This window comes from Nocardia sp. NPDC102475, from assembly GCF_055584605.1.
In genome coordinates this window covers 76296-98080 of sequence record NZ_JBVJLS010000022.1, presented here as the reverse complement: position 1 = coordinate 98080, position 21785 = coordinate 76296, and the positions used below count along the sequence as shown (strand labels likewise).

The 21785-nt window shown below is 62.9% G+C and carries 21 protein-coding genes and 1 tRNA gene; 5 read left to right on the top strand and 17 right to left on the bottom strand.

Annotated elements, in window-relative coordinates; translation table 11 throughout:
- Positions 1-62: 62 nt before the first annotated feature.
- From ACZ60G_RS32960 to aceE, 3 genes are all read right to left on the bottom strand, one after another.
- Positions 63-977, bottom strand: a complete 915-nt coding sequence (locus ACZ60G_RS32960; protein WP_465815169.1) for an ACP S-malonyltransferase — start codon at positions 975-977, stop codon at positions 63-65.
- Positions 978-1105: 128 nt separating this feature from the next.
- A complete protein-coding gene (locus tag ACZ60G_RS32955; RefSeq protein ID WP_465815168.1) occupies positions 1106-2440 on the bottom strand; it encodes a PucR family transcriptional regulator in 1335 nt (444 codons plus the stop codon).
- 11 nt (positions 2441-2451) lie between these two features.
- Positions 2452-5271 carry a pyruvate dehydrogenase (acetyl-transferring), homodimeric type gene (aceE, locus tag ACZ60G_RS32950; RefSeq protein WP_465815222.1) on the bottom strand — a complete coding sequence of 940 codons (2820 nt, stop codon included), beginning with the start codon at positions 5269-5271 and terminating at the stop codon, positions 2452-2454.
- Positions 5272-5568: 297 nt separating this feature from the next.
- On the opposite strand from aceE, the gene ACZ60G_RS32945 reads away from it, so the two are divergent.
- The 5 genes from ACZ60G_RS32945 (at position 5569) to ACZ60G_RS32925 (ending at position 8352) form a co-directional block, all read left to right on the top strand.
- A complete protein-coding gene (locus ACZ60G_RS32945; protein ID WP_063040470.1) occupies positions 5569-6126 on the top strand; it encodes a hypothetical protein in 558 nt (185 codons plus the stop codon).
- A gap of 159 nt (positions 6127-6285) precedes the next feature.
- Positions 6286-6708, top strand: a complete 423-nt coding sequence (locus tag ACZ60G_RS32940) for a DUF3052 domain-containing protein (RefSeq protein WP_364390159.1) — start codon at positions 6286-6288, stop codon at positions 6706-6708.
- A 71-nt stretch (positions 6709-6779) separates the two neighbouring features.
- A complete protein-coding gene (locus ACZ60G_RS32935; protein ID WP_465815167.1) occupies positions 6780-7259 on the top strand; it encodes a peroxiredoxin in 480 nt (159 codons plus the stop codon).
- Positions 7260-7291: 32 nt separating this feature from the next.
- Positions 7292-7363: transfer RNA gene (locus tag ACZ60G_RS32930), tRNA-Val, on the top strand.
- Positions 7364-7596: 233 nt separating this feature from the next.
- Positions 7597-8352 carry a hypothetical protein gene (locus tag ACZ60G_RS32925; RefSeq protein WP_465815166.1) on the top strand — a complete coding sequence of 252 codons (756 nt, stop codon included), beginning with the start codon at positions 7597-7599 and terminating at the stop codon, positions 8350-8352.
- Here the strand turns inward: ACZ60G_RS32925 and ACZ60G_RS32920 are convergent.
- The 14 genes from ACZ60G_RS32920 to ACZ60G_RS32855 all read right to left on the bottom strand — a co-directional run bounded on the left by ACZ60G_RS32920 (position 8334) and on the right by ACZ60G_RS32855 (position 21785).
- The gene (locus ACZ60G_RS32920) at positions 8334-8963 is read right to left on the bottom strand and encodes a hypothetical protein (RefSeq protein WP_465815165.1); all 630 of its coding nucleotides are present in this window, start codon (positions 8961-8963) and stop codon (positions 8334-8336) included. The two genes, ACZ60G_RS32925 and ACZ60G_RS32920, sit on opposite strands and share 19 nt — an antisense overlap.
- A 14-nt stretch (positions 8964-8977) precedes the next feature.
- Positions 8978-9325 carry a hypothetical protein gene (locus tag ACZ60G_RS32915; protein WP_465815164.1) on the bottom strand — a complete coding sequence of 116 codons (348 nt, stop codon included), beginning with the start codon at positions 9323-9325 and terminating at the stop codon, positions 8978-8980.
- 2 nt (positions 9326-9327) lie between these two features.
- Positions 9328-10860 (bottom strand): DNA cytosine methyltransferase, encoded by a 1533-nt coding sequence (locus ACZ60G_RS32910; RefSeq protein WP_465815163.1) that lies wholly within the window; start codon positions 10858-10860, stop codon positions 9328-9330.
- Between the two features lie 741 nt (positions 10861-11601).
- A complete protein-coding gene (locus ACZ60G_RS32905; RefSeq protein ID WP_465815162.1) occupies positions 11602-12243 on the bottom strand; it encodes an MAE_28990/MAE_18760 family HEPN-like nuclease in 642 nt (213 codons plus the stop codon).
- A gap of 9 nt (positions 12244-12252) precedes the next feature.
- Entirely contained in the window at positions 12253-13353 is a 1101-nt protein-coding gene (locus tag ACZ60G_RS32900) for a GmrSD restriction endonuclease domain-containing protein (protein WP_465815161.1), read from the bottom strand.
- A 1494-nt stretch (positions 13354-14847) separates the two neighbouring features.
- Positions 14848-15198 carry a hypothetical protein gene (locus ACZ60G_RS32895; RefSeq protein WP_465815160.1) on the bottom strand — a complete coding sequence of 117 codons (351 nt, stop codon included), beginning with the start codon at positions 15196-15198 and terminating at the stop codon, positions 14848-14850.
- Positions 15199-15483: 285 nt separating this feature from the next.
- The gene (locus ACZ60G_RS32890) at positions 15484-15801 is read right to left on the bottom strand and encodes a hypothetical protein (RefSeq protein ID WP_465815159.1); all 318 of its coding nucleotides are present in this window, start codon (positions 15799-15801) and stop codon (positions 15484-15486) included.
- 160 nt (positions 15802-15961) lie between these two features.
- Complete coding sequence (locus ACZ60G_RS32885; RefSeq protein ID WP_465815158.1) at positions 15962-16333, bottom strand: hypothetical protein; 372 nt, start codon at positions 16331-16333, stop codon at positions 15962-15964.
- The gene (gene ssb, locus ACZ60G_RS32880) at positions 16330-16773 is read right to left on the bottom strand and encodes a single-stranded DNA-binding protein (RefSeq protein WP_465815157.1); all 444 of its coding nucleotides are present in this window, start codon (positions 16771-16773) and stop codon (positions 16330-16332) included. The genes ACZ60G_RS32885 and ssb overlap by 4 nt, the downstream gene beginning before the upstream one ends.
- Positions 16773-18074: a hypothetical protein gene (locus ACZ60G_RS32875; protein ID WP_465815156.1), complete on the bottom strand. Its 1302-nt coding sequence runs from the start codon at positions 18072-18074 to the stop codon at positions 16773-16775. The genes ssb and ACZ60G_RS32875 overlap by 1 nt, the downstream gene beginning before the upstream one ends.
- Positions 18071-18616 carry a hypothetical protein gene (locus tag ACZ60G_RS32870; protein WP_465815155.1) on the bottom strand — a complete coding sequence of 182 codons (546 nt, stop codon included), beginning with the start codon at positions 18614-18616 and terminating at the stop codon, positions 18071-18073. Before ACZ60G_RS32870 ends, ACZ60G_RS32875 begins: the two co-directional genes overlap by 4 nt.
- Entirely contained in the window at positions 18613-19200 is a 588-nt protein-coding gene (locus tag ACZ60G_RS32865; protein ID WP_465815154.1) for a hypothetical protein, read from the bottom strand. The genes ACZ60G_RS32870 and ACZ60G_RS32865 overlap by 4 nt, the downstream gene beginning before the upstream one ends.
- Before the next feature lie 42 nt (positions 19201-19242).
- On the bottom strand, positions 19243-19695 hold the full coding sequence (locus tag ACZ60G_RS32860; RefSeq protein WP_465815153.1) for a hypothetical protein: 453 nt from the start codon (positions 19693-19695) through the stop codon (positions 19243-19245).
- On the bottom strand, positions 19692-21785 hold the full coding sequence (locus tag ACZ60G_RS32855; protein ID WP_465815152.1) for a type IV secretory system conjugative DNA transfer family protein: 2094 nt from the start codon (positions 21783-21785) through the stop codon (positions 19692-19694). Before ACZ60G_RS32855 ends, ACZ60G_RS32860 begins: the two co-directional genes overlap by 4 nt.

The window sequence follows — 21785 nt, the reverse complement described above, 5'->3', positions numbered from 1 at the left end:
CCGATGGTTACCGTCCGCTCGGTCACGATCGCGTATTGGGTTACACGGTCGCGGGGGGAAAGCTAGCCGGAAGTGGTGAGCCCGGCCAACGCGGGGAGGTCTTCGGGGGTCTTCAGGGCAAGTGTTGGCGTGCCTTTCAGTTCCCGTTTTGCAATGCCGACGAGCGTGCCCGCCGGCGGCAGCTCCGCCACTGCCGAGACCGCCGCTTGCCGGACGGTCTCGGTGCACAGGTCCCACCGGACGGGCCGGGTGACCTGCGCCGCGAGCTTAGCGACAGCATCGGCCCCGGAGGTAACCGGCTTGCCGTCGAAGTTCGAAAGCAGGGTCCTGGTCGGCTCGTTCGGTGTGATCTTGGATATGGCGTCCGTCACAGCGTCCTGGGCCGGGGCCATGAACGCGGTGTGGAACGCACCCGCGACGGGCAGCGCACGCACCCGCGCCTTCTCGGGCGCATCGGCGGCGAGTTCCGCGAGGGCGGTCAAACGTCCGGCGGCCACGATCTGACCCGCGGCATTGCGGTTGGCCGGGACGAGTTGGAGCTCTTCGAGCCGGGCGAGCACGGCGGCCTCATCGCCACCGAGCACCGCGGACATACCGGTCGGCTCGAGAGCACACGCTTTGGCCATCTCCGCACCGCGGATGGCGGCCAGCCGCACCGCATCGTCGGCGGAGATGACTCCGGCGACCGCGGCGGCGGCGAGTTCACCGACCGAATGTCCGGCCACGATGGTATCGGCCGGAAGTGCATCCGGCTCGATTTCCGCGAAGGCCAGCAGTGCGGCGGCGACGACAAGCGGCTGAGTAACGGCAGTATCGGTGATCTCCTCCGCCGTTGCGGTGGTGCCGAGTCGAACCAGATCCAGGCCGGAGGCCTTGGACCAGATGGCGAGGCGATCAGTCGCGCCGGGAAGGTCGAGCCAAGGCGCGAGCATGCCGGGTGTCTGGGACCCCTGTCCAGGGGCGAACAACGCGATCACACCTCTAAGAAAACACTGTGAGGTACGCCGCAGGAGATGTCGACGCGAATGAACCTTGCGGAGCGCTTTTGTGGGGGTCCCACAAAAGCGCATGTGGGTTCCCCCGATCGACCGTTTCGCTGGATCCGTTACACGCCCTCGTGACTCACCGGGAACTGAGTGACTTCTGGGGTAGAAGTTGACGATTCGTTACGGGTTCGTGTCAAACGACCTACTGTGGCGGCGATCCGGAGCACGTACGCATCCCGCGGATTCATCGGATCACGGCCCGTTATCTCCGCTATCCGTTTGAGGCGATAGCGAACGGTATTTGGATGAACGTACAGCTGACGCGCGCACGTCTCGACCGCACCACCGCAATCCAGATAGGCCTCGAGGGTGTCGGCCAGCGCGGATCCGGCAGCGGCCAACGGTAGGACAAGATACTCGTTCAACGCGTCGATTGCAGCTCGGTCACCCAAAAGGGCCCGCTCGGGTAACAATTCCGCAGCATGGACCGGGCGCGGGGCCCCGCGCCAGCCGACAACGGCCTCCATTCCGGCCAGTGCTTCCACCGCGCTGGCATGCGCCGCGCCGAGGGTGCGCATGGTCGGGCCGATCACCACCGGACCGTCGGAGAACACCTCGGCCAGCAGATCCGCGAGAAAAGGGGAGGCATAAGAGGTATCGCCCAGATTCCCGCTGACCACCATCACCAGCCGTGAACCTTGGACCACGGCCAGCGCCGCGCGACCGTGCCGCGCGGCGATCGTGTGCACCGAGCCGACCATCGAGACGCCCTGATCCCCCGGTGGCGTGCCGACCAGCACCGTCGCCGGTGCGGTGGCGTCCCAGTTCAGGGTCGCGGCCCGCGACAGCATGTCCGGACCGGTATCGCCGCGGACGACGGCGTCCACGACCAGCGCCTCGAGGCGGGTATCCCATGCGCCACGGGATTCCGCGGCGCTCGCGTACACCGAGGCGGCGGCGAATCCGAGCTCACGCCCGTAGCGCAATACCGCCTCGGTGAGTGCGACCAGCTGCCGATCATTGCGCGCGAGCGCGGGCAGCCACTGTTCGAAGAACTCCATGGCCACACGAACCATGTCCACGGTCTGGCGCAGCGTCAGCCGCCGCGCCAGATCCTGCGGGATCACTTGGAAGGCATCCAGGCTGAACCGGATATCGCTATCGGGATCCTGTAGCCATTCCAGGAAGTTCACCACCGCGGTCTGCACCAGCATCTGGACGCCTGCGCGTTGTGCGGCGTCCAGATCGGCGAAGAACGGCAACCGATCCTGCATCGACCCGACCGCCTCGGTGGAGAGGCGTCCGGAGAACTGCTTCACGCGTTTGAGCAGCGTGTCCGGCAGCGGGTCGCGGGTTTGCCGGTTCGGGGAGAGCGCGCCCGTCGGCAGATACACCTCGTGCTCGGAGGAGCCTTCGGAGATCCGACGCGGCCGCGGCGGTTTACGTTCCACCATCCAATCGTCCGCTATGCGAGTTCATCTTCGGTGCCGGGAGCCGACTTCGGCGCGGCGGCGACATCATCGATGCGGTATTTGGCCGCAGCCTCGACAGCCTTGGCCGGATCGACCTTGCCGGTGCGGCCGAGTGCGGCCAGGGCCGCCACCACGATCGACTGCGCGTCCACGTTGTAGACGCGGCGCGCGGCGGGGCGGGTATCGGAGAAGCCGAAACCGTCCGTACCGAGCGTGGTGAAGTCGCCGGGCACCCACTTACGCACCTGATCCGGCACCGCGCGCATCCAGTCCGTCGCGGCCACATACGGACCCTCGACCCCGGCCAGCGCCTGGGTGACGTACGGGACGCCCGCATCGGTGCCCGGGTTGCGCAGCTGAGCGACCTCCTTGTCGAGTGCCTCCTTGCGAAGCTCACCCCACGAGGTCACCGACCAGACATCGGCCTGCACACCCCACTCCTCGGCGAGCAGCGCCTGGGCCCGCACGCCGTCGGGCACCGTGACACCCGAGACCAGGATCTGGGCGCGCACATTGCCCTCGCCGCCGCGCTTGTACAGATAGAGGCCCTTGAGCAGTCCGGCGATATCGAGATCGTCGGGCTCGGCGGGCTGTACATACGGCTCGTTGTAGAGGGTGATGTAGTAGAAGATGTCCTCGCCGCCGAAGCCGCCCGCGGATCCGTGCGGATGCGTGCCGGGCAGTGCGCCCGGACCGGGCTGCGGTGTGCCGCCGCCGTACATGCGACGCAGACCGTCCCGCACGATGTGCGCGATCTCGAAGGAGAACGCCGGATCGTAGGTGACCACGGCCGGGTTGGTGGAGGCCAGCAGCAACGAGTGACCGTCGTTGTGCTGCAGCCCCTCACCGGTCAGCGTGGTTCGCCCGGCGGTTGCCCCGAGCACGAAGCCGCGTGCCAATTGGTCCGCCGCCGCCCACAATCCGTCGCCGGTGCGCTGGAAACCGAACATCGAATAGAAGATGTACAGCGGGATCATCGGCTCGCCATGGGTGGCGTACGAGGTGCCTGCCGCGGTGAACGATGCGGTCGATCCGGCCTCGTTGATGCCCTCGTGCAGAATCTGCCCGACAGCACTCTCTTTGTAGGCAAGCATCAATTCCGCGTCGACGGAGGTGTACAACTGCCCGAGGCGGTTGTAGATCTTCAACGAAGGGAACCACGAGTCCATACCGAAGGTACGGGCCTCGTCCGGAATGATCGGCACGATCCGCTTGCCGATCTCCTTGTCCCGCAGCAGCTCCTTCATGAGCCGAACCAGCGCCATGGTGGTGGCCACGTTCTGCTTGCCGGAACCCTTGCGCACCGACTTGTACGCCTCGTCCCCGGGCAGTTGCAATGGCTTTGCTGCGGCGCGCCGTTCGGGCAGGAAACCGCCGAGCGCCTTGCGGCGATCGAGCATGTACTGGATTTCGCGCGCCTGCATGCCCGGGTGGTAGTACGGGGGCAGGTAGGGATCCTTCTCCAGTTCGGCATCGGAGATCGGAATCCGCTGCAGGTCACGGAAGTCCTTGAGGTCCTGCAGGGTCAGCTTCTTCATCTGGTGCGTGGCATTTCGGCCCTCGAAGTGCTTGCCGAGGGTGTAGCCCTTGATGGTCTTGGCCAGGATCACCGTCGGCTGGCCCTTGTGCGCCATCGCGGCCGCGTAGGCGGCATAGACCTTGCGGTAGTCGTGACCGCCGCGCTTGAGGTTCCAGATCTCCTGATCCGAAAGATCCTGAACCAAGGCCTTGGTGCGCGGGTCGCGACCGAAGAAGTGGTCGCGCACGTAGGCGCCGTCATTGGCCTTGTAGGTCTGGTAGTCACCGTCAGCGGTGGTGTTCATCAGGTTCACCAGCGCGCCGTCGCGATCGGCGCCGAGCAGCGCGTCCCACTCCCGGCCCCAGATGACCTTGATGACGTTCCAGCCCGCGCCACGGAAGAACGACTCCAGTTCCTGGATGATCTTGCCGTTACCGCGCACCGGGCCGTCTAGACGCTGCAGGTTGCAGTTGATCACGAAGGTCAGGTTGTCCAGCCCCTCGTTGGCGGCAACCTGGATCAGGCCGCGCGATTCCGGCTCGTCCATCTCGCCGTCGCCCAGGAACGCCCAGACGTGCTGATCGGAGGTGTCCTTGATACCGCGGTCGTGCAGGTAGTGGTTGAAACGCGCCTGGTAGATGGCGTTCATCGGGCCCAGGCCCATGGACACCGTCGGGAACTCCCAGAAGTCGTTCATCAACCGCGGATGCGGATACGACGGCAGGCCGTGGCCCGGGCCGCCGTGGCTGTACTCCTGCCGGAAACCGTCCATCCGGTCGGTGCTCAACCGGCCCTCGAGAAATGCGCGGGCGTAGATGCCTGGCGAGGCGTGACCCTGGATGAAGATCGAATCGCCGCCGCCGGAATGGTCCTTACCGCGGAAGAAGTGGTTGAACCCGACCTCGTAGAGCGCCGCCGAGGACGCGTAGGTCGAGATATGGCCGCCGACACCGATACCGGGACGCTGCGCCCGGTGCACCATGATCGCCGCGTTCCAGCGGATCCAGGCACGGAAGCGCCGCTCCACCTCTTCGTCGCCGGGGAACCACGGCTCGTTCTCGGTGGGGATGGTGTTGACGTAGTCGGTGGAGGTCAGGGATGGAATGGCGACCCTACGCTCACCGGCGCGTTCCAACAGCCGGAGCATGAGGTAACGCGCGCGGCCCGGACCTTCCCGGTCGAGCATGTCATCGAACGATTCGAGCCATTCGGAGGTTTCCTCCGGGTCGATGTCCGGTAGATAGGACGCCACCCCTTCGCGGATAACCCGCACCCGCCCGCCCGTAGGCGGCACCTGCGACCCGTTCGGATCACGCGGCGCGGAGTCGGTGCCGGCGGATTTCGCTGGCGCGGAAGAGTGGATCAGGTCGGTCAAATCTGCTCCTCGTACAGGGGTGGACAAGCTGATAGGCGTCTGTTTCCCCGGGCGGCACACTTGGTTGGCGGACCACCCGTTTTACGAAAGGTTCGGGCGCACCTCCATCCTTGCGGAAGTTGTGGCCCAGGTCATCATGTCAGGGGCAACTGCAGTACGGTTCCGCAGGGAACGTGAGTCGAGGACCGCCGGTGACACAGAGAGGCACGGAGGACGATGAAGGTGCTGGACCCACGCGGGTTCGGAGCGGTGTGCGCGGCAGCGGCGGTCGTGGTCGGGCTGACCATCGCGGGATGCGCAAAACACGTTGACGGCGTTGCCAATCCGAATGCCTCGGAGCTGGCCGCCTACAAGACCGAGGCGGCCGCTTCCTCCGCCGCGGCGACCTCCTCGCGCAAGGCCGCGGCCCAGGCGCAGGCGATCAGCGACAACTGCGGTCAATTCCCCACGACTACAGGTGTCGGCGTTTCGAAGTACAACGAATTCGTAGATGCGCACGACGCGAACGCCGCCGACTACAACGCCAAGCGCGATACCGCCGCCAAGACGCTCGAGGACGCCGCGACCAAAGTCGAGACCGGAGTGAACAACGCCAACGGCGCGCTGCCCACCGATCTGCAGGCCAAGTTCGCCGAATACGTCGCCGCCGCACGCCAGCTCGCCGCGGAGACCCGCAAGATGACCTACACCGCCCCGGTCGGCGCGCTCAACGAGGCGAGCAAGCGGGTCAACGACGCGCGCAATGCGGTCAAGGACGCCTGCCCGAAACGCTGAATTCGTCCCATGAACCGGGGTCGGGTGGCGAAAATCGGCCAAAGACACGAGGTTGCAACGCGACATTCCATGGGTATTTCGTCCGATCAGCTTGCGCTCGAGGCGATAACCATGTTCGCTTGCAACTACCTATTGTCTGGAGTTGAGGAGGACACCACCGTGGTCGCCGCGGCGGACGCGCAGAACTACGCTCAGAAGCTTGGCATTACACACGGCATGGTTGTCCAGGAGCTGGGCTGGGACGAGGACACCGACGACGACCTGCGGGCCGATGTCGAAGAGGCCAGCGGTGGGGAGATGGTCGACGAAGACTCCGACGAGGTTGTCGACGCTGTCCTACTGTGGTGGCGAGAAGGCGACGGCGATCTGGCGGACGAACTGATGGAAATCATCAGTCCGCTGGCCGACGAAGGCTTCATCTGGGTGCTCACTCCCAAGACCGGGCAACCTGGTCATGTCGATCCGAGTGATATCGCCGAAGCGGCACCCACCGCGGGTTTGACCCAAACCTCGGCGATCAGCCTCGGTGCCTGGTCCGGCAGCCGCCTCGTGCAGCCCAAGGCACCCTCGAAACAGCGCTGACCGCTTTCGCTATGGTTTCGCCGGGCGGTGTTTCACCGCCCGGTGTAGCCCGACACGATGGAGGATCAGTGATGCCAGTCGAGGTTGGCCCGCTGGAAGTCGGCACGCTCGCGCCGAATTTCACACTCAAGGATCAGAACAACCAGGACGTCACGCTCTCGGATTACCGCGGCAAGAAGAACGTGCTGATCGTGTTCTATCCGCTCGCCTTCACCGGCATCTGCCAGGGCGAGCTGTGCAAGGTCCGCGACGAGTTGCCCAAATTCCAGAACGACGCCGCGGAAATCCTCGCCATCTCGGTCGGCCCACCGCCCACCCACAAGATCTGGGCCGCCGAACAGGGCTACGTCTTCCCGCTGCTGTCCGACTTCTGGCCGCACGGCGCCGTCGCCCAGTCCTTCGGCGTCTTCAACCAGAAATCCGGCTACCCCAACCGCGGCACCTTCGTCGTAGACCGCGACGGCGTCATCCGCTTCGCCGAAATGAACGGCCCCGGAGAGCCCCGTGACCAGGCGGCTTGGGAGAAAGCGCTCGCCGCGCTAGAGTCCTAGACCGGCCCGTCGGTCACCCACCGACGGGTCCCGGGCGTATAGCTCAGTGGTAGAGCTCTGGTTTTACACACCAGCGGTCGGGGGTTCGAACCCCTCTGCGCCCACCGAAGAACTGCCAGCTAGACAACGGTTTTGCTGCCTCACAATCCGTGCTCCACGCGTCTTCCATGGAGCAAACGTGGAGCAGGAGCATCACACCCGCATACCGGACCGGAGCAACACTGCGTCGACCCATCATCAGCACTTAGCTTCGTTTGTCCTTGATTGACCGGCTGAATCCAAAGGTTGAGGCACGCGAAGGGCACGCCCGATCCAGTGACCTCGACATGATCGAGAGTTGTCTGAAGTGGCGATGAAGGCCTGGCTCGAAGGCGACCGCGTCAGTCTGCAGAGTCTGGCGGACTTCCTTCCCGATGGTGATATCCGGATCGCAGACGAGGACGGTCACTACTTCCTGTCGTCGGCGATGATCGATGAGCCGCCCGACGGGGAGGCCTTCCATGAGGTCGCACAGAGGCTTCTGCTGGTTGGGAATGGTCTGGGACGGGTTAGGGATTCCGGATTCATCCCCGTTGCGTTGACGGGCACGTACGGTGACGAAGGCAATGTCCACGTCGTGGTCGCCGCGCTTACGGCCAGAGCTTCACTTTCGGCGAGTGCAGTTGTCGTGAGCGTCGATGGGGTTGAAGTTCCGCAACCGCCGCCACCTGGGCCGCGGTACGCCGAGCTAGCAATTTTGAACCCCGAGGTTGCCGAGGTCCTCCGCATTCTGGCGTTGCCAGATGAGGCCCTGGGGTGGGGCGAGTTGTACAAGGCGCACGAGATTCTCAAGGGCAAGGTCCCGAAAGCCATTCGTGATGATGACGTCCGGATCTCACACAAGAAGGAAAGCCTGTTCACCTCATCTTCCAATCACCAAGGTGCCAACGGTGAGTACACCGATGTTCGCCACGCTCGCATGAAGGGCGATCCGCCAGCCAAGCGAATGTCAAAATCGGAAGGTCGACAGTTCATCAGTACGTGGGTCGGCATATGGCTGGATCACCTTCTGCCTGCCCCCAGCGCCGCACCAGATCAGCTGGAATCGACTTGATCTGAACTGAAGTCACTGGCACATACGCTGCAGACGATGCCGCCAAGTTTGTACACGCTCGGCGCTACTCGGATCCTGCGTGAGCAACGACAGGTGGCGGTGACTCCGTTGTTGCTGTTGCCGCGGCCGGTGCGTTCCAGCTCCGGCTGCCGATAGGCAATCAACGCCAGGTCCAGCTCGTTGAGCTGATCCCGGTAGACCTGCCGTGTGGCGATCGGCACAGATGTGGTTGACCATCCCTCGCTGTCGTCCCGGGCCAGTGTCAGCCCAAGTTCTTCTCCAAGTGCGCGGTATCGGTCGTTGTGCCAGCGCCCCTGTCGGCTGGTGTCCTTGATCCCGCGGGTGACCGCGACACCGTGGGCAGCCTCGTGCAGTAGGGTGCCGAGCACGTCGACCGGCCCACGCTCGAGTCCTTCGCCACCGACGAACAACTCGTGGACCTCGTAGGTACCGCGGACCCACCGATTCGGAGCGAAGTGCCCCAACGTCAGCCCGCCGGCGGCGGTCGATCCGGCGCCGATGGTCAACACCACCTCGGGAACGTCCGGGTGCCGGGCCCGGATCGCCGCCCACGTCGATTCGAGGACGGCGACCAGAAGCCCGGTCACCATGTTCGGTGCACCGTTCATGACTCGAGATACCGCCACTGGATCCGGGTCACCTCGGTCTGCGGAGTACAGCCCTTGTGAGTGGCGCAGAAGAACTCGACGAACTCCTGCGGCGTCATCTCCGGGAAGCCCTCGGCGACAACATCCTCCGCGCTGATCACGTTGAGCGGCTCCCGCCGTGTCGCGACCACCTCGATATCGACGAGCCGCACCAGCGGTTCACCGCGGCGGCGACCCATCACCTTCCGACACAACGTCACCCGGTCCCCGACCCGCAGCATCCGCCACCCGACACGACGGGTAACCGTCTTCGTCCGTGTTCGCACCTGCCCCTCGGTAAGCGACACCGACATCAACCGCGCCATGATCAGCCCACCTCCTGCCCGAGCGCTTCGGCCACCGCCGCGACAAGGTCGCGTGCCGTCGGTGGGGTGACCGCGTTCCCGGCCAACCGGACTTGCTCACGCCGGTTGCCGCGCATCACATAGCCGGCGTCGAACGCCATGGCCCGTTTGATCTCCGAGGGCTCCAGCATCCGGAACTCGCAATCCTCGATCCTCGGCGTCACGGCAGTCGCCAACCCATGATGGTTCCCGGACGCGGCCACAGTATCGAGCGGCTCGACCGTCGACTTGGCGGTGTTGTGGTTGCGCAGCGGAACCACCATCGCCCGCCGATCCCGTGTCGTGAGCGTGCCATGTGGATCCTCGGTCGTGCGGGCAGTCCCGTTGCCGTAGTAAGGCACCAGAACCCCGGTCTCCGAACGGGTGGTCATCGTCCGCATCGGCGCCGAGCTCGGTTGTGCCTGTTTGCCGTCCCGTCCTTCGACAGGCACCAACAGCGCGTCGGTTTCCCGCGTGGTTCGTGTCGGCATCGGCCGATCCACCGACACCGTCTCATCGCGCCACGTGCCGCCGGCGGGGACGAGCAACGCCTTCGACCGTGTGGTGTGCACGGTGCGCAGGACATCGCCAACCGACCATGTCCGTACCCCCGGGCGGCGTTCGAACGTGTTGCCCGCGACCTCGGCGGTGAACGGGTGCCCGAACTTCGCCAACCCGGCTTCGATCCTGGCGAGGGTCTTGGGCGCCAACGGCTTGTCCCGGTCCCCGATTCGCTGCCCCCGCAGACTCCAGTCGATGACCGTCGAAGCGGGCAACCAATCCGGCTCCACAATCGAGTTACGGCACGCCACACGCGGGCACCGCCAAACATACTGCGCGCGATAACGACCCCACCGACGCACCGGATCCTTCCACCCCTGCACCGCAGTCACCGCCTGCCCGCATTTGGGGCACCACGCTTGTGGGCGCGTCCACCGATCCACATCCGGTGCCCGATCACCACGCCGCCAGAACACTACATACAACCGATCCCGCGACTGCGGTACCGGAGCTCCGGCGGCTTGGGCGTGCATCGAATTGAGGTAAACCACATGGTGGTCGTAGCCCAGGGCATCCATTGCGTGCAGCCACGACGAGAACAACACCCATTTCCCGGCGTCGACGACGTTCTCCACGATGATCCCGCGATACCGGTGAAACTCGGTGAACCGCACCACATCCCACATCGTCGCCCGGCTGCGTTCGGCCGCCTCGTCCGGCAAGATCTCCCCGAACAGATCCGGCATCGAATCCATATTCCGTTTCCGGCCGCGCGCCTGAGAGTGGTTCGTGCACTCCGGCGAGGCCCACAACAGATCCGTACGCGGATACCGACGCGGATCCACCTGGGTGATATCGGCGCAATCATGATCGGTCTCAGGGTGATTCGCGTTGTGCGTTTCCACCGCCAACGCCCAATGATTCGCCGCCATCCGCACCCGCACCCCAGGCACCAACACCGCCCCCGAACTCGAACCCCCAGCCCCACAGAACAAGTCCGTCACCGTCAACGACATGATGTGCCTCCCGGTTCCCTGTTGACACGTACGTGTCAAACCTGGAAACCCGGAAGGGACGCGATGATCTCCTGAGCGCGCGCCGCGCCCCATCCGGGGCAGGCCCTCGGCCTGCCCGCACCGCCTGCCTTCGTGCCGCAGGATCCGCGAATGCGGGGGAACACGATCCGGTGATGGTGGAACGCGCCAGAGCGTGCACGGGCGAATTCCGTTCCACCCCAGCTGGACCGATTAGCACCACCCGACAAGGAATTCGTCCGTGCCGGGCGCGGGCCGCCTCCACCGGACCGTGGGCCATCGCATGAGTGGGGGCGGCACGATTACAATGCGGCGCGCGCTCAATCAGATCCACACCCACACCAACCAACCTGTTGATAAAGCAGGATGACTGTGTTGGTGCGCCTTCTTCCACAGTTGGACGTTGAAGTACAGCGTAACCACTAGCGCTGGTACTACCAACTGCGGCTTCAGCGGGACGCCCTACCGTACCCAGATTGCATGAGCACCGGTCTCTGCCGCGCCGATCAGCTTCTCCGAGACCACTGTTTGTTCGCAATATCGATTTCGATCATCAATCGCAGATCAGGAGCCAGTCGAATGACCCCGAGGTCGATGAATCCTGACCACTGTCCGGCGTGACTCCCTTTCCTGAACAGGATTGGCTGTTCGGATTTCGCTCGCCAACCAGCGCTCGAAGAAGACTGATTTACATCTAGTTTAGTATGGAAATCTTGCCTCAGTTCAAGCGAGATAGAATTTTGACGCTGCCGAGTTAGACAACTGAATTCGCACATCTTTTAGTATGGATTCCACAACATCTCGAGCTTCTATCCAATCTTCTAGAGTGATATGTTGATCTCGACCGTGGGCTATAGCGTGACGCCAGGTCACCAACCTCTTGTCGATATGCGCGCTTACCGCTTTGTGACGGTCAGAATCACACCCCAATGAATGCATAATCGCCTCGAATGTCTCGAAGTTTAGATTCGAACGCGTTCTTATAGTTGCAGACTCATACGGGAGATTGGCCGGTGTTACATCCTGTTCTCTGAGGAGTTCAACAATCTCTGTGTGACGTTGTGAAGACTTCTCGCTAGCAAGCACAATAATCTTCGATCGAAGTGCCACCGCCGCAAGTTCAGGTCGGAGTTGACCGATTTTTAGCCCTTGTCTTGAAATATATTCAAGATAATTTGTTCCCGCAGTCTTAACATACCCTTCCCAATGAGCATACAGCAGCGCGAGTCCTCCTCTAAGCAAACCGCTACGCTCCAAAGCTCGACTTTTGGAAACAGTTTTCTCCCACAGAAACATTTCTTCAACCCGCCACTTAAGATCGACAGTTAGAGCAGCTTCAAAATGCTCAAGCGTCCGAATGGCCACGAGACGGCCTCAATTCAGGTCAAAGATCCGTGCGCCGACTTCAGGCATTTTAGGGGCGCGCGTGCTGGCCCGAACACCGCCCCTACTGTATTTTCGAAATTCTTGATCATGCCAAAGCTGTCGTACCCGCTCAGTCAGTCGCGCTTCCTTCTCAGAGCTGTCCAGTTTAAGCCACGAATCAAGATTATGAGTGATACCTGCAGTGACGGCCTCGAAAGCAGATACGCTAAACGCTCCGATCGATCTCCCCTTAGCCTCGTCATAGCGCCGAAAGGTATTAGGACCAAGAGTCCAAACAATATCGAACATGTTGGAGATCTGACGCGCGATCTTCTCTCGGTCAAAGTTCGGATCGTCTGCCGTACCCAGTATTTTTTCGGTCAAGAAAGAGTCAATATCCGCAAAACCTGCGAGTTCTTCGGCAGTGGAATTACCAAATGCGATGTATCGAACGATCAGTTCAGTATCATACTGTTCATCTCGCTGACGGTCTGTTAGCGCGAGAGAACTTTCGACCGTACCAAGAGAGACAAGCGACCTCAGCCACTGATGCAGCGTTGGATCCTTCATAATAACCAATGCCGTTCGAACCTCCTGAGGACTCGTTTCCATGCCGCCACTATTCAGCCTGTCGAATAGCTCGTATTTGACAGCATCGTCCGACTCGCGAAGAAGAATCCGAAAATCTAGCCTAGCGCGCTTAAGTTGGAGCTTGACACTTTGCGGAAGATTTGCATATGAAACACCTTCGAGGGATGGCAGATATTTTGTCTTCAGCAGCGTGCTGGGTTCTTTTATCTCATTCGTGGCTTCATCGCGAAGCTCGCCCACGAATTTCAATATCGTAGATAGGCGCTGAAGCCCATCGACCACTTCCCATATTCCAGAATCGGATTGCGCAACGAATATCGGCGGAAGGGGTATGTCAAGTAGGATGGACTCGAGGAGTCGCGATTGCTTATCTGAAGGCCACCGAAACAGTCTCTGAAACTCTGGCCGGATAACTATTTCTTTATCACGGTAGAGATTAAGCATCTCGCCAATTGACATAGTATAACCATCTGATCGGATACTCTGCCGATTCGACGAAATCTCGTCCTCAAGAGACACCGTTCCTCCTAACCTCGCGGATTTGTCCACACCCTACGGGCATTGACAAAACCGACCGAAACGCGCCGCTGCCCCCAAGGCCGCCGACGGCTGTGTGAATGCATCGATTCCGGTCGCCTGATCGCGCACGTTGCGCTCGAGGCCGGGCATCTCGCGGCGGTGCCTGGCCAAGTGGTACAACCGCTCGCGCGAACATCGCGACGCCGGCGACCGGTCCTCGATACCGCGCCTGCGTGCCAACGGCGCTCACTCCTCCGAGCATCGCTCAATTCTGCTCGAAACCATGGCATTGCACACAGCATCCGCGGTTCTGCAGCTGTGACTGGTGCTGAAGAGTCCAATCGTGAGTTTGTGTCCAAGCCATCTCGGCCTGGCTCACGACACCGACGACCTATCCAGGGGCCGGGCAGTGGGAACTTCGCGAGACAGCCCATCATAGCAATATGGCATGAACCATTTACACAAACGAACCGACCTCGCCACCCGACGACCACTTGCTGCAGCCAACTTTCGCAACCCGACGGCTACTCCCCACCCGACCCATCTCTCCACAGACACCAACTCCCGCAACCCATCCCAACCCGACCCATCTCCCAACCCGGACCAACTCTCCCAACTTCACCCTCCCCCAACCCATTTCCTTGATCTTGATTACTTCTTCTTCCTCCTGACCTGACCTCTTCACATCACTGTCCCCGATCCCGAGGACACCAAATACACAACGAAGTGGGTGTTTGGTGTCCTCGGGATCGGGGACACCAAATCTCCCAAACCAGCAGGTCGGGAGGCAGAAACCGGGCGAGATTCTCCTTACTTGAACCAAACAGCCGGTAAGAGGTTTGTAAGGGCAAAATCCTGGGCGTATGCGTTCGGCTGTAAGGCTCGGGACATGCATCCGCCGATTCTGAAAGCCTGTACAGGCGTACCAATTTTATGGAGTCAGCGGACAGTGCGTGGACAACCACTCCGCCGCTGGGACCGGCTTCAGCGCGGTGCAGTCGAACAATGCATGAACGATGACGATGAGCAGAGTGATCTCGGTGCCGTGTGTTCCACTGTCGGATATCGCTGGAACGCGGCAAGACTGCGCATTCTCCTGGCAATCACCTATGGCCACCCCAGCATTCGGCGACGAGCTCAGCGATTTCTCAAAGGCGTGACCGAAGCAGATCCCGCCGAATGACGCTGTTGCACTCGAGAAGTTGATGCGCCTCCGGCGGGCACCGCTGCGGGGAAGACAGGCGCCGGCCTGCGAGATATTCGAGGTGAGAGATGCGGTGCGGGTGCTGTCTTCCCCTCACGACGCCGCCGGGTCTACCACCCCGGCCCGCGCGGCCAGCAGATTCCCGTCGTGCTGCAGGAGTCGGCTGCGGAGCCGCGGACCGGGGTGGTGTGACGACCCTGCGCCGCAAGGGGAAGACACCACCAGGGCACCGCCCAGAGAAAGATCGTGAGGAGCCAGCTACTCGTTTCAGCGTTGTTCGGGTCCGCAGTTCACGGGCCAGAAGTAGATCCTGAAGAAGTGCTGCCACGCCTTTCCATCCACTCCAAATGGCCTCCGCCCCAGGCAGCGAACAAGGCCAGTAGGCAGCCGACTAGCACGACCACTCTTACCCACGCGGCGGACGTCAGCCAATTCTTATCCACGAGTAGCACGACCAGGGCGATGACTTCGCAGATCATCGATCCACCTATCGAGAACATGACAACCTTACCCATGCGGCGCTGCCACTGACCTTTGCCGTATTTTTCAGCGGTCCACGTCAGTAGGCGCGACTGCATAACTACAACGATTAGCAGGGTCGGAATTACCTGTGCTGCAATGCTATAGAACTGCACGGCCATTACCTCTCTGTCGTCAATGACGGTCAATAACTGGGCCAGAATTGACGGTTGAAATTTAGACTCGAAGAGAGAACAGTGTGGCAGCCTGAGCGGTTTCAGATAGCGTAGTGCAAGACTTAGGTATGAGCCCGGAACTCAGCTGCTTGTGCCGCAGACATGGCCGATGGACTGTCAGGCTCGTGGAGACTATGTGCCACCAATGCCCTTTCTCGACCGATGGCCAGGTCGGTTTTGAACCGCCATTCGAGACCACCACCATGCAACCGACGTCCTGAAACACCACACCTAGAACGGGCGTGACAGCGCTCGTTCGGTGCACCATTGCCGAACCTCGAGGCGGCCGCGCCGGTTGCCGGTCTGGATGGTGAACGACACCAATCCCAACCACACCCCGTCACTGGCTCGCGCCCACGCATGCAGCAGACCGGGCACCGTCCCGGTCAGATCCAAACCACCTGCCCGCACACGCATCGGCACTTTGTTAGCGCCGAACCACTCCGGCTGGGTCGGGATCGCCTGCCCCAGGTCGACCAGGACACGCACCGGCGGCGTCACCACGCGACGCAGCGGCGGATCGAACACCTCGGGCCATTCTTCGAACATTTGTTCCCATCATGACACGTCTCGGAACTATCCGCGGTGGCGGGCTGCGATACCGGAGCCGGGCTCGGCCGTGGTGGGTGACACAATGCGAGAGGCGGCGTTCGTGCCCACCTCCAATGGGCACGAACGCCGCCCCGTGTCAGGACCGACGTGGGTCGGGTTACTGCTGCATCTGTTCGGTTTCTGCTACCACCTCCCGCTCCTGCGCAGTGTTGAGGTCGTGCACCAGCTGGGTCGCATTCAACTGCCCCTCATAGACGCCATGGCTGTGCCATGCGTAGTCCTCGTAATAGCCAACCGAGAACAACAACTCACCACTGTCGGGCGTCGGAAACGGCTTGTAGACATAGCAGTTGCGCGGAGGTGTTTCGCCGCCGTTGAGCCACGCCAGTCGACGCTGTGCCTCCTCACGGGAGTCGAATGCGACTTCACCCATCCAACTCCGACGTTCACGGTCGAAGAACGCCACTGCATGCCCTTGCGGGTCGTCATCGTAGTCAGTGAACAGTCCCTGCACGTATTGCCAGCTCATGCGGTGGCCTGCATCTGCTGCTTACGCGCCGACGCCGTCTTGTCACCGTTTGGCGCCTGCCCTTGCTGTTGGTTGGCGCGCTGGCGGGTGACTTCGACCCGCGCGAACTTCATCGACGCGGCCACGTCGTCGGCCTGCAACTCCCACGCGGTGTGTTTCTGCTGCTGATCGTCGACCCACGACCGCTGTCCCAGCGTGCCGGTCACGACCACTCGATCGCCCTTGTGCAGGGATTCGGCGACGTTCTCGGCTTGGTCGCGCCACACCTGGCAGCGTGTGTAGGTGGTTTCCCCGTCCTGCCACTGGTTGGTCTTCTGGTTTAACGTCCGCGGTGTCGAGGCCACCGTGAAGTGGGTGACCTGGTTACCGTTGGGCGTGAACCTGGTCTCCGGGTTCGCCGTGAGGTTCCCCGCGATCGTGACCTGGATCTTGTCACTCATCAGTTGTCTCCTTCGATGTTGTTTCCGGTATCGGATCCCCCGGCCACAAGCCGGAAGCTGTTGGACCGCACCGCTGTTGTCGCGGTAGGTCGGCGTTGCGGGTGACCGGCCGCTGCGGCGCGGGCAGGTGCTGCGGCCCGTGCGGATTCGGCGGCATGCTCGGCGAGGATGCGCCCGACTGTGCGCGTGCTGACTCCGACGTGGGCGCTGATCTGTTTCCTCGACACGTTCTGCTGCTCGAGTTCGATCACTGTGGAGACCAGGGCAGGATCACGGCGCACCTGCCCCGCAGGTCGGCGGGGATGCCGCGCCGCTGCCGCCTCGTCTGCCCGGTCGGTGGGCCGCTGCCGGGGCCAGCGCTGCACTGGCTGCCCAACCCGGCGTGTTCCGGTACCCGAGCGGCGCCGTTGACCTCCTGCACTGGCGATTGATCGAGCGACGTTCGTCTCGCCTTGACGGTCAACCGATCCCAGCGCTTCGCTTTCGCCCGCAGGTGCGGGTTGCGGCCCGGCCTGTGGGCGGGGGTGTGCGGGTGGGGGTGTGGTGATGGTGGCGGTGTCGATCAGGGTGGCGTAGCGAGCGGCTATCCAGGCGTGCAGCCAGATCACCGCGCCGACCATGACAGGCGCGACCGCGTACTCAGCGGCACGTCCCCACTCCCGCGCGGCGAGGTGGGGCCCGGTGTTCAACGCCACCGTGGTGCCCAGCAGCATCGCCTCGAACACCACCACCGTGCCGCGCTCAATGTCACGGCCCCACCGGGCCGCGGTGGTCGCCACCAGCATGACCGTGATCAACGGAATCGAGATCATGGCCTCGACGCCATAGCTCAACCAATACAACGGGTTCGCCATGTTCCCGTCGGGGACGAGGTTGTGCTGCACGTTCACCCCCGCCCACACCATGCCTAACACGACCACCCCGATCAGCGCCCGCGAGGACCACTCCGCACGCCGATACAGCTGCGCCAACCGCGCATCCGCACTCGCGGCACGTCGCCGTGCCGCCAACGCCCGCCGATGCCACCGCGCATCCGCGGCCTCCTCCCTTGCGATCGCTTCCACGGTGCGGCGCTCACGCTTCTCGACATCGAGTTCGGACTCCACCGCGCGTCGGCGCTGTCCGCGTCGTTGCGCGCGGATCCATTCGGCTAGTTCACGTTCGGCGGCCAACTCGGTTTCCGATAGCACCTCGGTCAACGCCGCGTCATGCTGCAACGGCAACTTCCCGCGGGCGGTCGCGACCCGCTGCGCGAGCTGGGCCACCGCATCGACCTCGACGTGTTCATCGATAGTGGTCATTGCTGCATCACCACCTGCTGTCGTGCGCGCGATGGCACGCTGATCGGCGTCATCGGCACCGCGAGGCGTTCGTTGTCCGCGTCGAGCACATGCGGTGCCGCGATATCGAGGGCGTCGTCGACCTCGATCTCCAACTCGTGCACCTGGTGCCGCAACCGATCTCGCTCATCGAGAGCGTGGCGCAATTGGCCCGCGAGCTCGGCGCGGTCCTCGATCAGGGTGTTGTTCTCAGCACGCAACCGATCCCGCTCGGCGGTGAGCACGTCGAGTTCGTTCGCCAACCGATCCCGCTCCGCCAACACCCGGACATCGAAACCCTGTGGCACCTGGGTGTTTTCGGTGTCGTGCTCCCACAGCGCTCGCCACTGCCGTGCGTATCGGCCTGTCTCCCACGCCTCGGCGACCAGGGCGGATTCGTCGCTGAGTCGCTGCTGCTCGGTTTCGCTGGTTGTGGCGTCCATGCGCTGGTGCAGGGTCTTGATGTGAGTGAATGCCTCCAACATCCACTCACTGACCCCACGCGAGGCTTCCGCCGCGGTCACGACGATTCCTCCATCCGCGGCACCGGCCGATCCTCAACCTCCACCACCGGCGACGACTCGATCGTGGACTGCTCGTCCTCAGCCCAATCGCAGATCGGTTGGTCTACCCAAGCGCTGTCGTCGAATTCCTCGATGCCTTCCCATGGGTTGTCACGGCCAAGCGGGAACGCTGGCCGTTCTTCTTCTTGGACTTCCGCGATTTCGCGGCGCCTGATCTCCTCGTCGCTGTCGTATTCGAATGCCGGAACGTACTGGGCTTCCTCGAATTCGACGATCTCGTCGTATTCGCGTTGCCACCCGCTGCGGGTTTCGTCGTGAGTGAGTCCGTCGATCTCGGCTCGCGCACCCTCCAATTCGTGCGCGAGCTGATCTCGCTCTCCGGTCACCTCCGCCACCTCGATCAACAGTTGGTCACGGTGCGCGGTCACCGCCCGCAACTGCCGGGCTTGGGTCATCACCAGGTTGTGCAACTGGGCTCCCCGAACCTCGTTGCTGGCGAACTGATGACGCAACTGCCACCACGCCCCCGTCACGCGATCGACGAATCGTCGTGTGTCCTGGCTGATTTCATCGACTTCAGACATGTTCGGTTGTGCTCCTTTCTATTTCGAAACGATTGAGGACGCTCAGAACGGCGGAGGCGTCTCGGCCGCGAGTTGCGGTTTCTGTGGCATCCGAGTGGCGTCGCCCACCTGGTAGGCGCGGTGGTTGATCCACCGCCACGCCAGCACCCCACCACGACGCACCACCCGACTGGTTGCGACGGCGACGACGCGCGGGCTGGGATATCCCGCCGAAATCCACGCTCCGTAACCGATCCACCCGAAACCCCACGCGCTGACCGGCACTACCGCCGCAGCGGGTGCTCCCGATATCACCGTGACGACGATCAGCGGGCCAGCGATCCCGCCGGCAGCGACCGCTGCCCGCGCGGTTTTGATCCGTCGTTTCATCAGCACCCGCGGATCCGGTCGGTGCGCGGTATCGGGGTCGATATCGCAGGAAGTGAGCAGTTCCTGCAGGGGCTGCCACAACTGGGCGTCCCAATCGATCTCGATGTCGTTGTCTTCCTGGCTCATTCGCCGTTCTCCTTGTCGTCGTTGTTGTTGCGGTTCGGTCGCCGTGGTGGCGGCTTGCCGATATCGGCGCGGCGCGCAATCGGCCGCTTCTTGGTTACGGGCTTGCTCTCCTCGCTGTTCGTGGTCTCGAGTCGTGGCCCGACCGGTTCGAGTCGCGCCCAGTGCGGGTATTCCAGTTCCGGGAGTTCGTCGATATCGATCGACGCGACCTGTCCCCACACCGCCCGCAACCCGCGCACATAGACGGCTTGTCCGGGTTCGAATTTCCGGAGCCGGTTCGGGTGCACCAGCATCTCTTCGGAGCTGTTGAGGGTTCCCTCGTCACCGACACGAGCGCCGGTGACATGGCGGGTGGATTCGAAAGTGGTTCGGGTGCCGAACTTCTCGCACAACACCCCGTTGCCCTCACCGCGCATCCCGATCCATCCGCCCGAGGTCGAATCCACGATGCGGTGGCATTCGTCCTCTGTGCGACCCAGACCGAGAAACGACTGCGCGGCATACACCAGCGAGCAGCGCAGCTTGCGGGCACGTTCGACCACGTTGACCGCGCCTATATCGCCCTTCTCATCCGCCACCGCCGAGGCTTCATCGATCACCAACCGGATCCGCCGATCATGTTGTGTCGCAGCGAATTGCAACACCATCGTGATCAGCGCCGACACCTGAGAACGCGCGGTCTCCTTGCGGGTGGTTCCCGGCGCGCACACATACAAGGCGTCGAAATCATCGATCGGGCGCCCACCATCGAACGACTCCCCGAGTGTTTCGAACAGATCCCGCAGCTTGCCCGAAACATCGGCTACCGCAGGAGGTTTCGACTCGTTCAACGCGTCGATCTCCTCACAGATCGCCGGATCGTTCGCGTACAGCTTCTTCAACTTGTTCGTCGAGAGCCGTTCGAACATCTCCGCCCGCGACCGCGGCGGCCCGATAAGCACCCCAGCATCAGAAATCGCGGTACCCACGACCAGCGACACCACCCGGCGGCGGTTGTTCTCGAAATGCACCTGGCTGGCATCAGTCGCCGGTGCCGGGCACAACATCGACTGCAACGTCGCGGTCATGTCTTCCCCCGACATCGACCACAAATCCAGCTTCGTCGTGATCGGCCACAACCCGATCCGGCGCGGATCCACACCGAGGCGGGTCATCATCTGCACGAACCGGCGACCAGTGTGCAGATCTCCACCGCAGTCGATGAACACCGTCAACGGCCGATCATGTTTGGTCCGCAGATACCGGCCCCAGTCATGGGCATACAGGCTGGCGACCAGCCGCAAAATCATCGTGGTCTTGCCCGAACCGGAGTTCCCGGTCACCACTAGGTGCTCATCGACCGCCCGGATCGGGATCGTCAACCACCGCTGGCCGCGGTGCAGCAACGAACCCACCACACCACGCTGGGTGCTCGTCCCGACACGGGAGCATTGCCCCAACACCACCTGGTTGCGGCGGGTCAACGGCACCGGATACCGGACCGCGGACTTCGTGGCCGCGTCCTGAGTGTCGTTGAACCGGTTGATGATCCGATGCGTCTTCGCCGGCGACTTATCACCGACCGTGGCCAGGCGGTGGCAGTAGCGTGCCCACCACCACGCCGCACCAGTCCACGCCACCGGTACCCCCAGCACGGCCATCCCGACCACACCACCAGGTGCCCACGCCTGCCACGCCACATCCGCGCCCTCGGTGAACATCCGCACCGGCGCAGACCACGACCAATCGGTCAGCATCGAGGTCGCGGGCATCACCAACGACCCCACCGCGAAATTCCCCACCCGGTTCGGTGTCCACTTACGTTGATTCGCTGCCAACAACAACCCAGCCGCCGATACCGCCACCACACCACCACCAGCGGACAACACATGCACCGCATCCAGCAGCATCTGTGAGTCCGGGCCGTGGCCTGACCAATGCGTTGTCCAGCCCGACGGAACATCCGGAACCACCTCCGGAACACCCGGCGGACGTTCCACCACACCTGGCGGGATGGGCGTCGGCGTGACCGTCACCTCCGGCACCGGCACCGGCGTCGGAGAGGGAACCGCGGGGCCGCTGCAATCAGCCTGGAACGGATAGCACGTCAC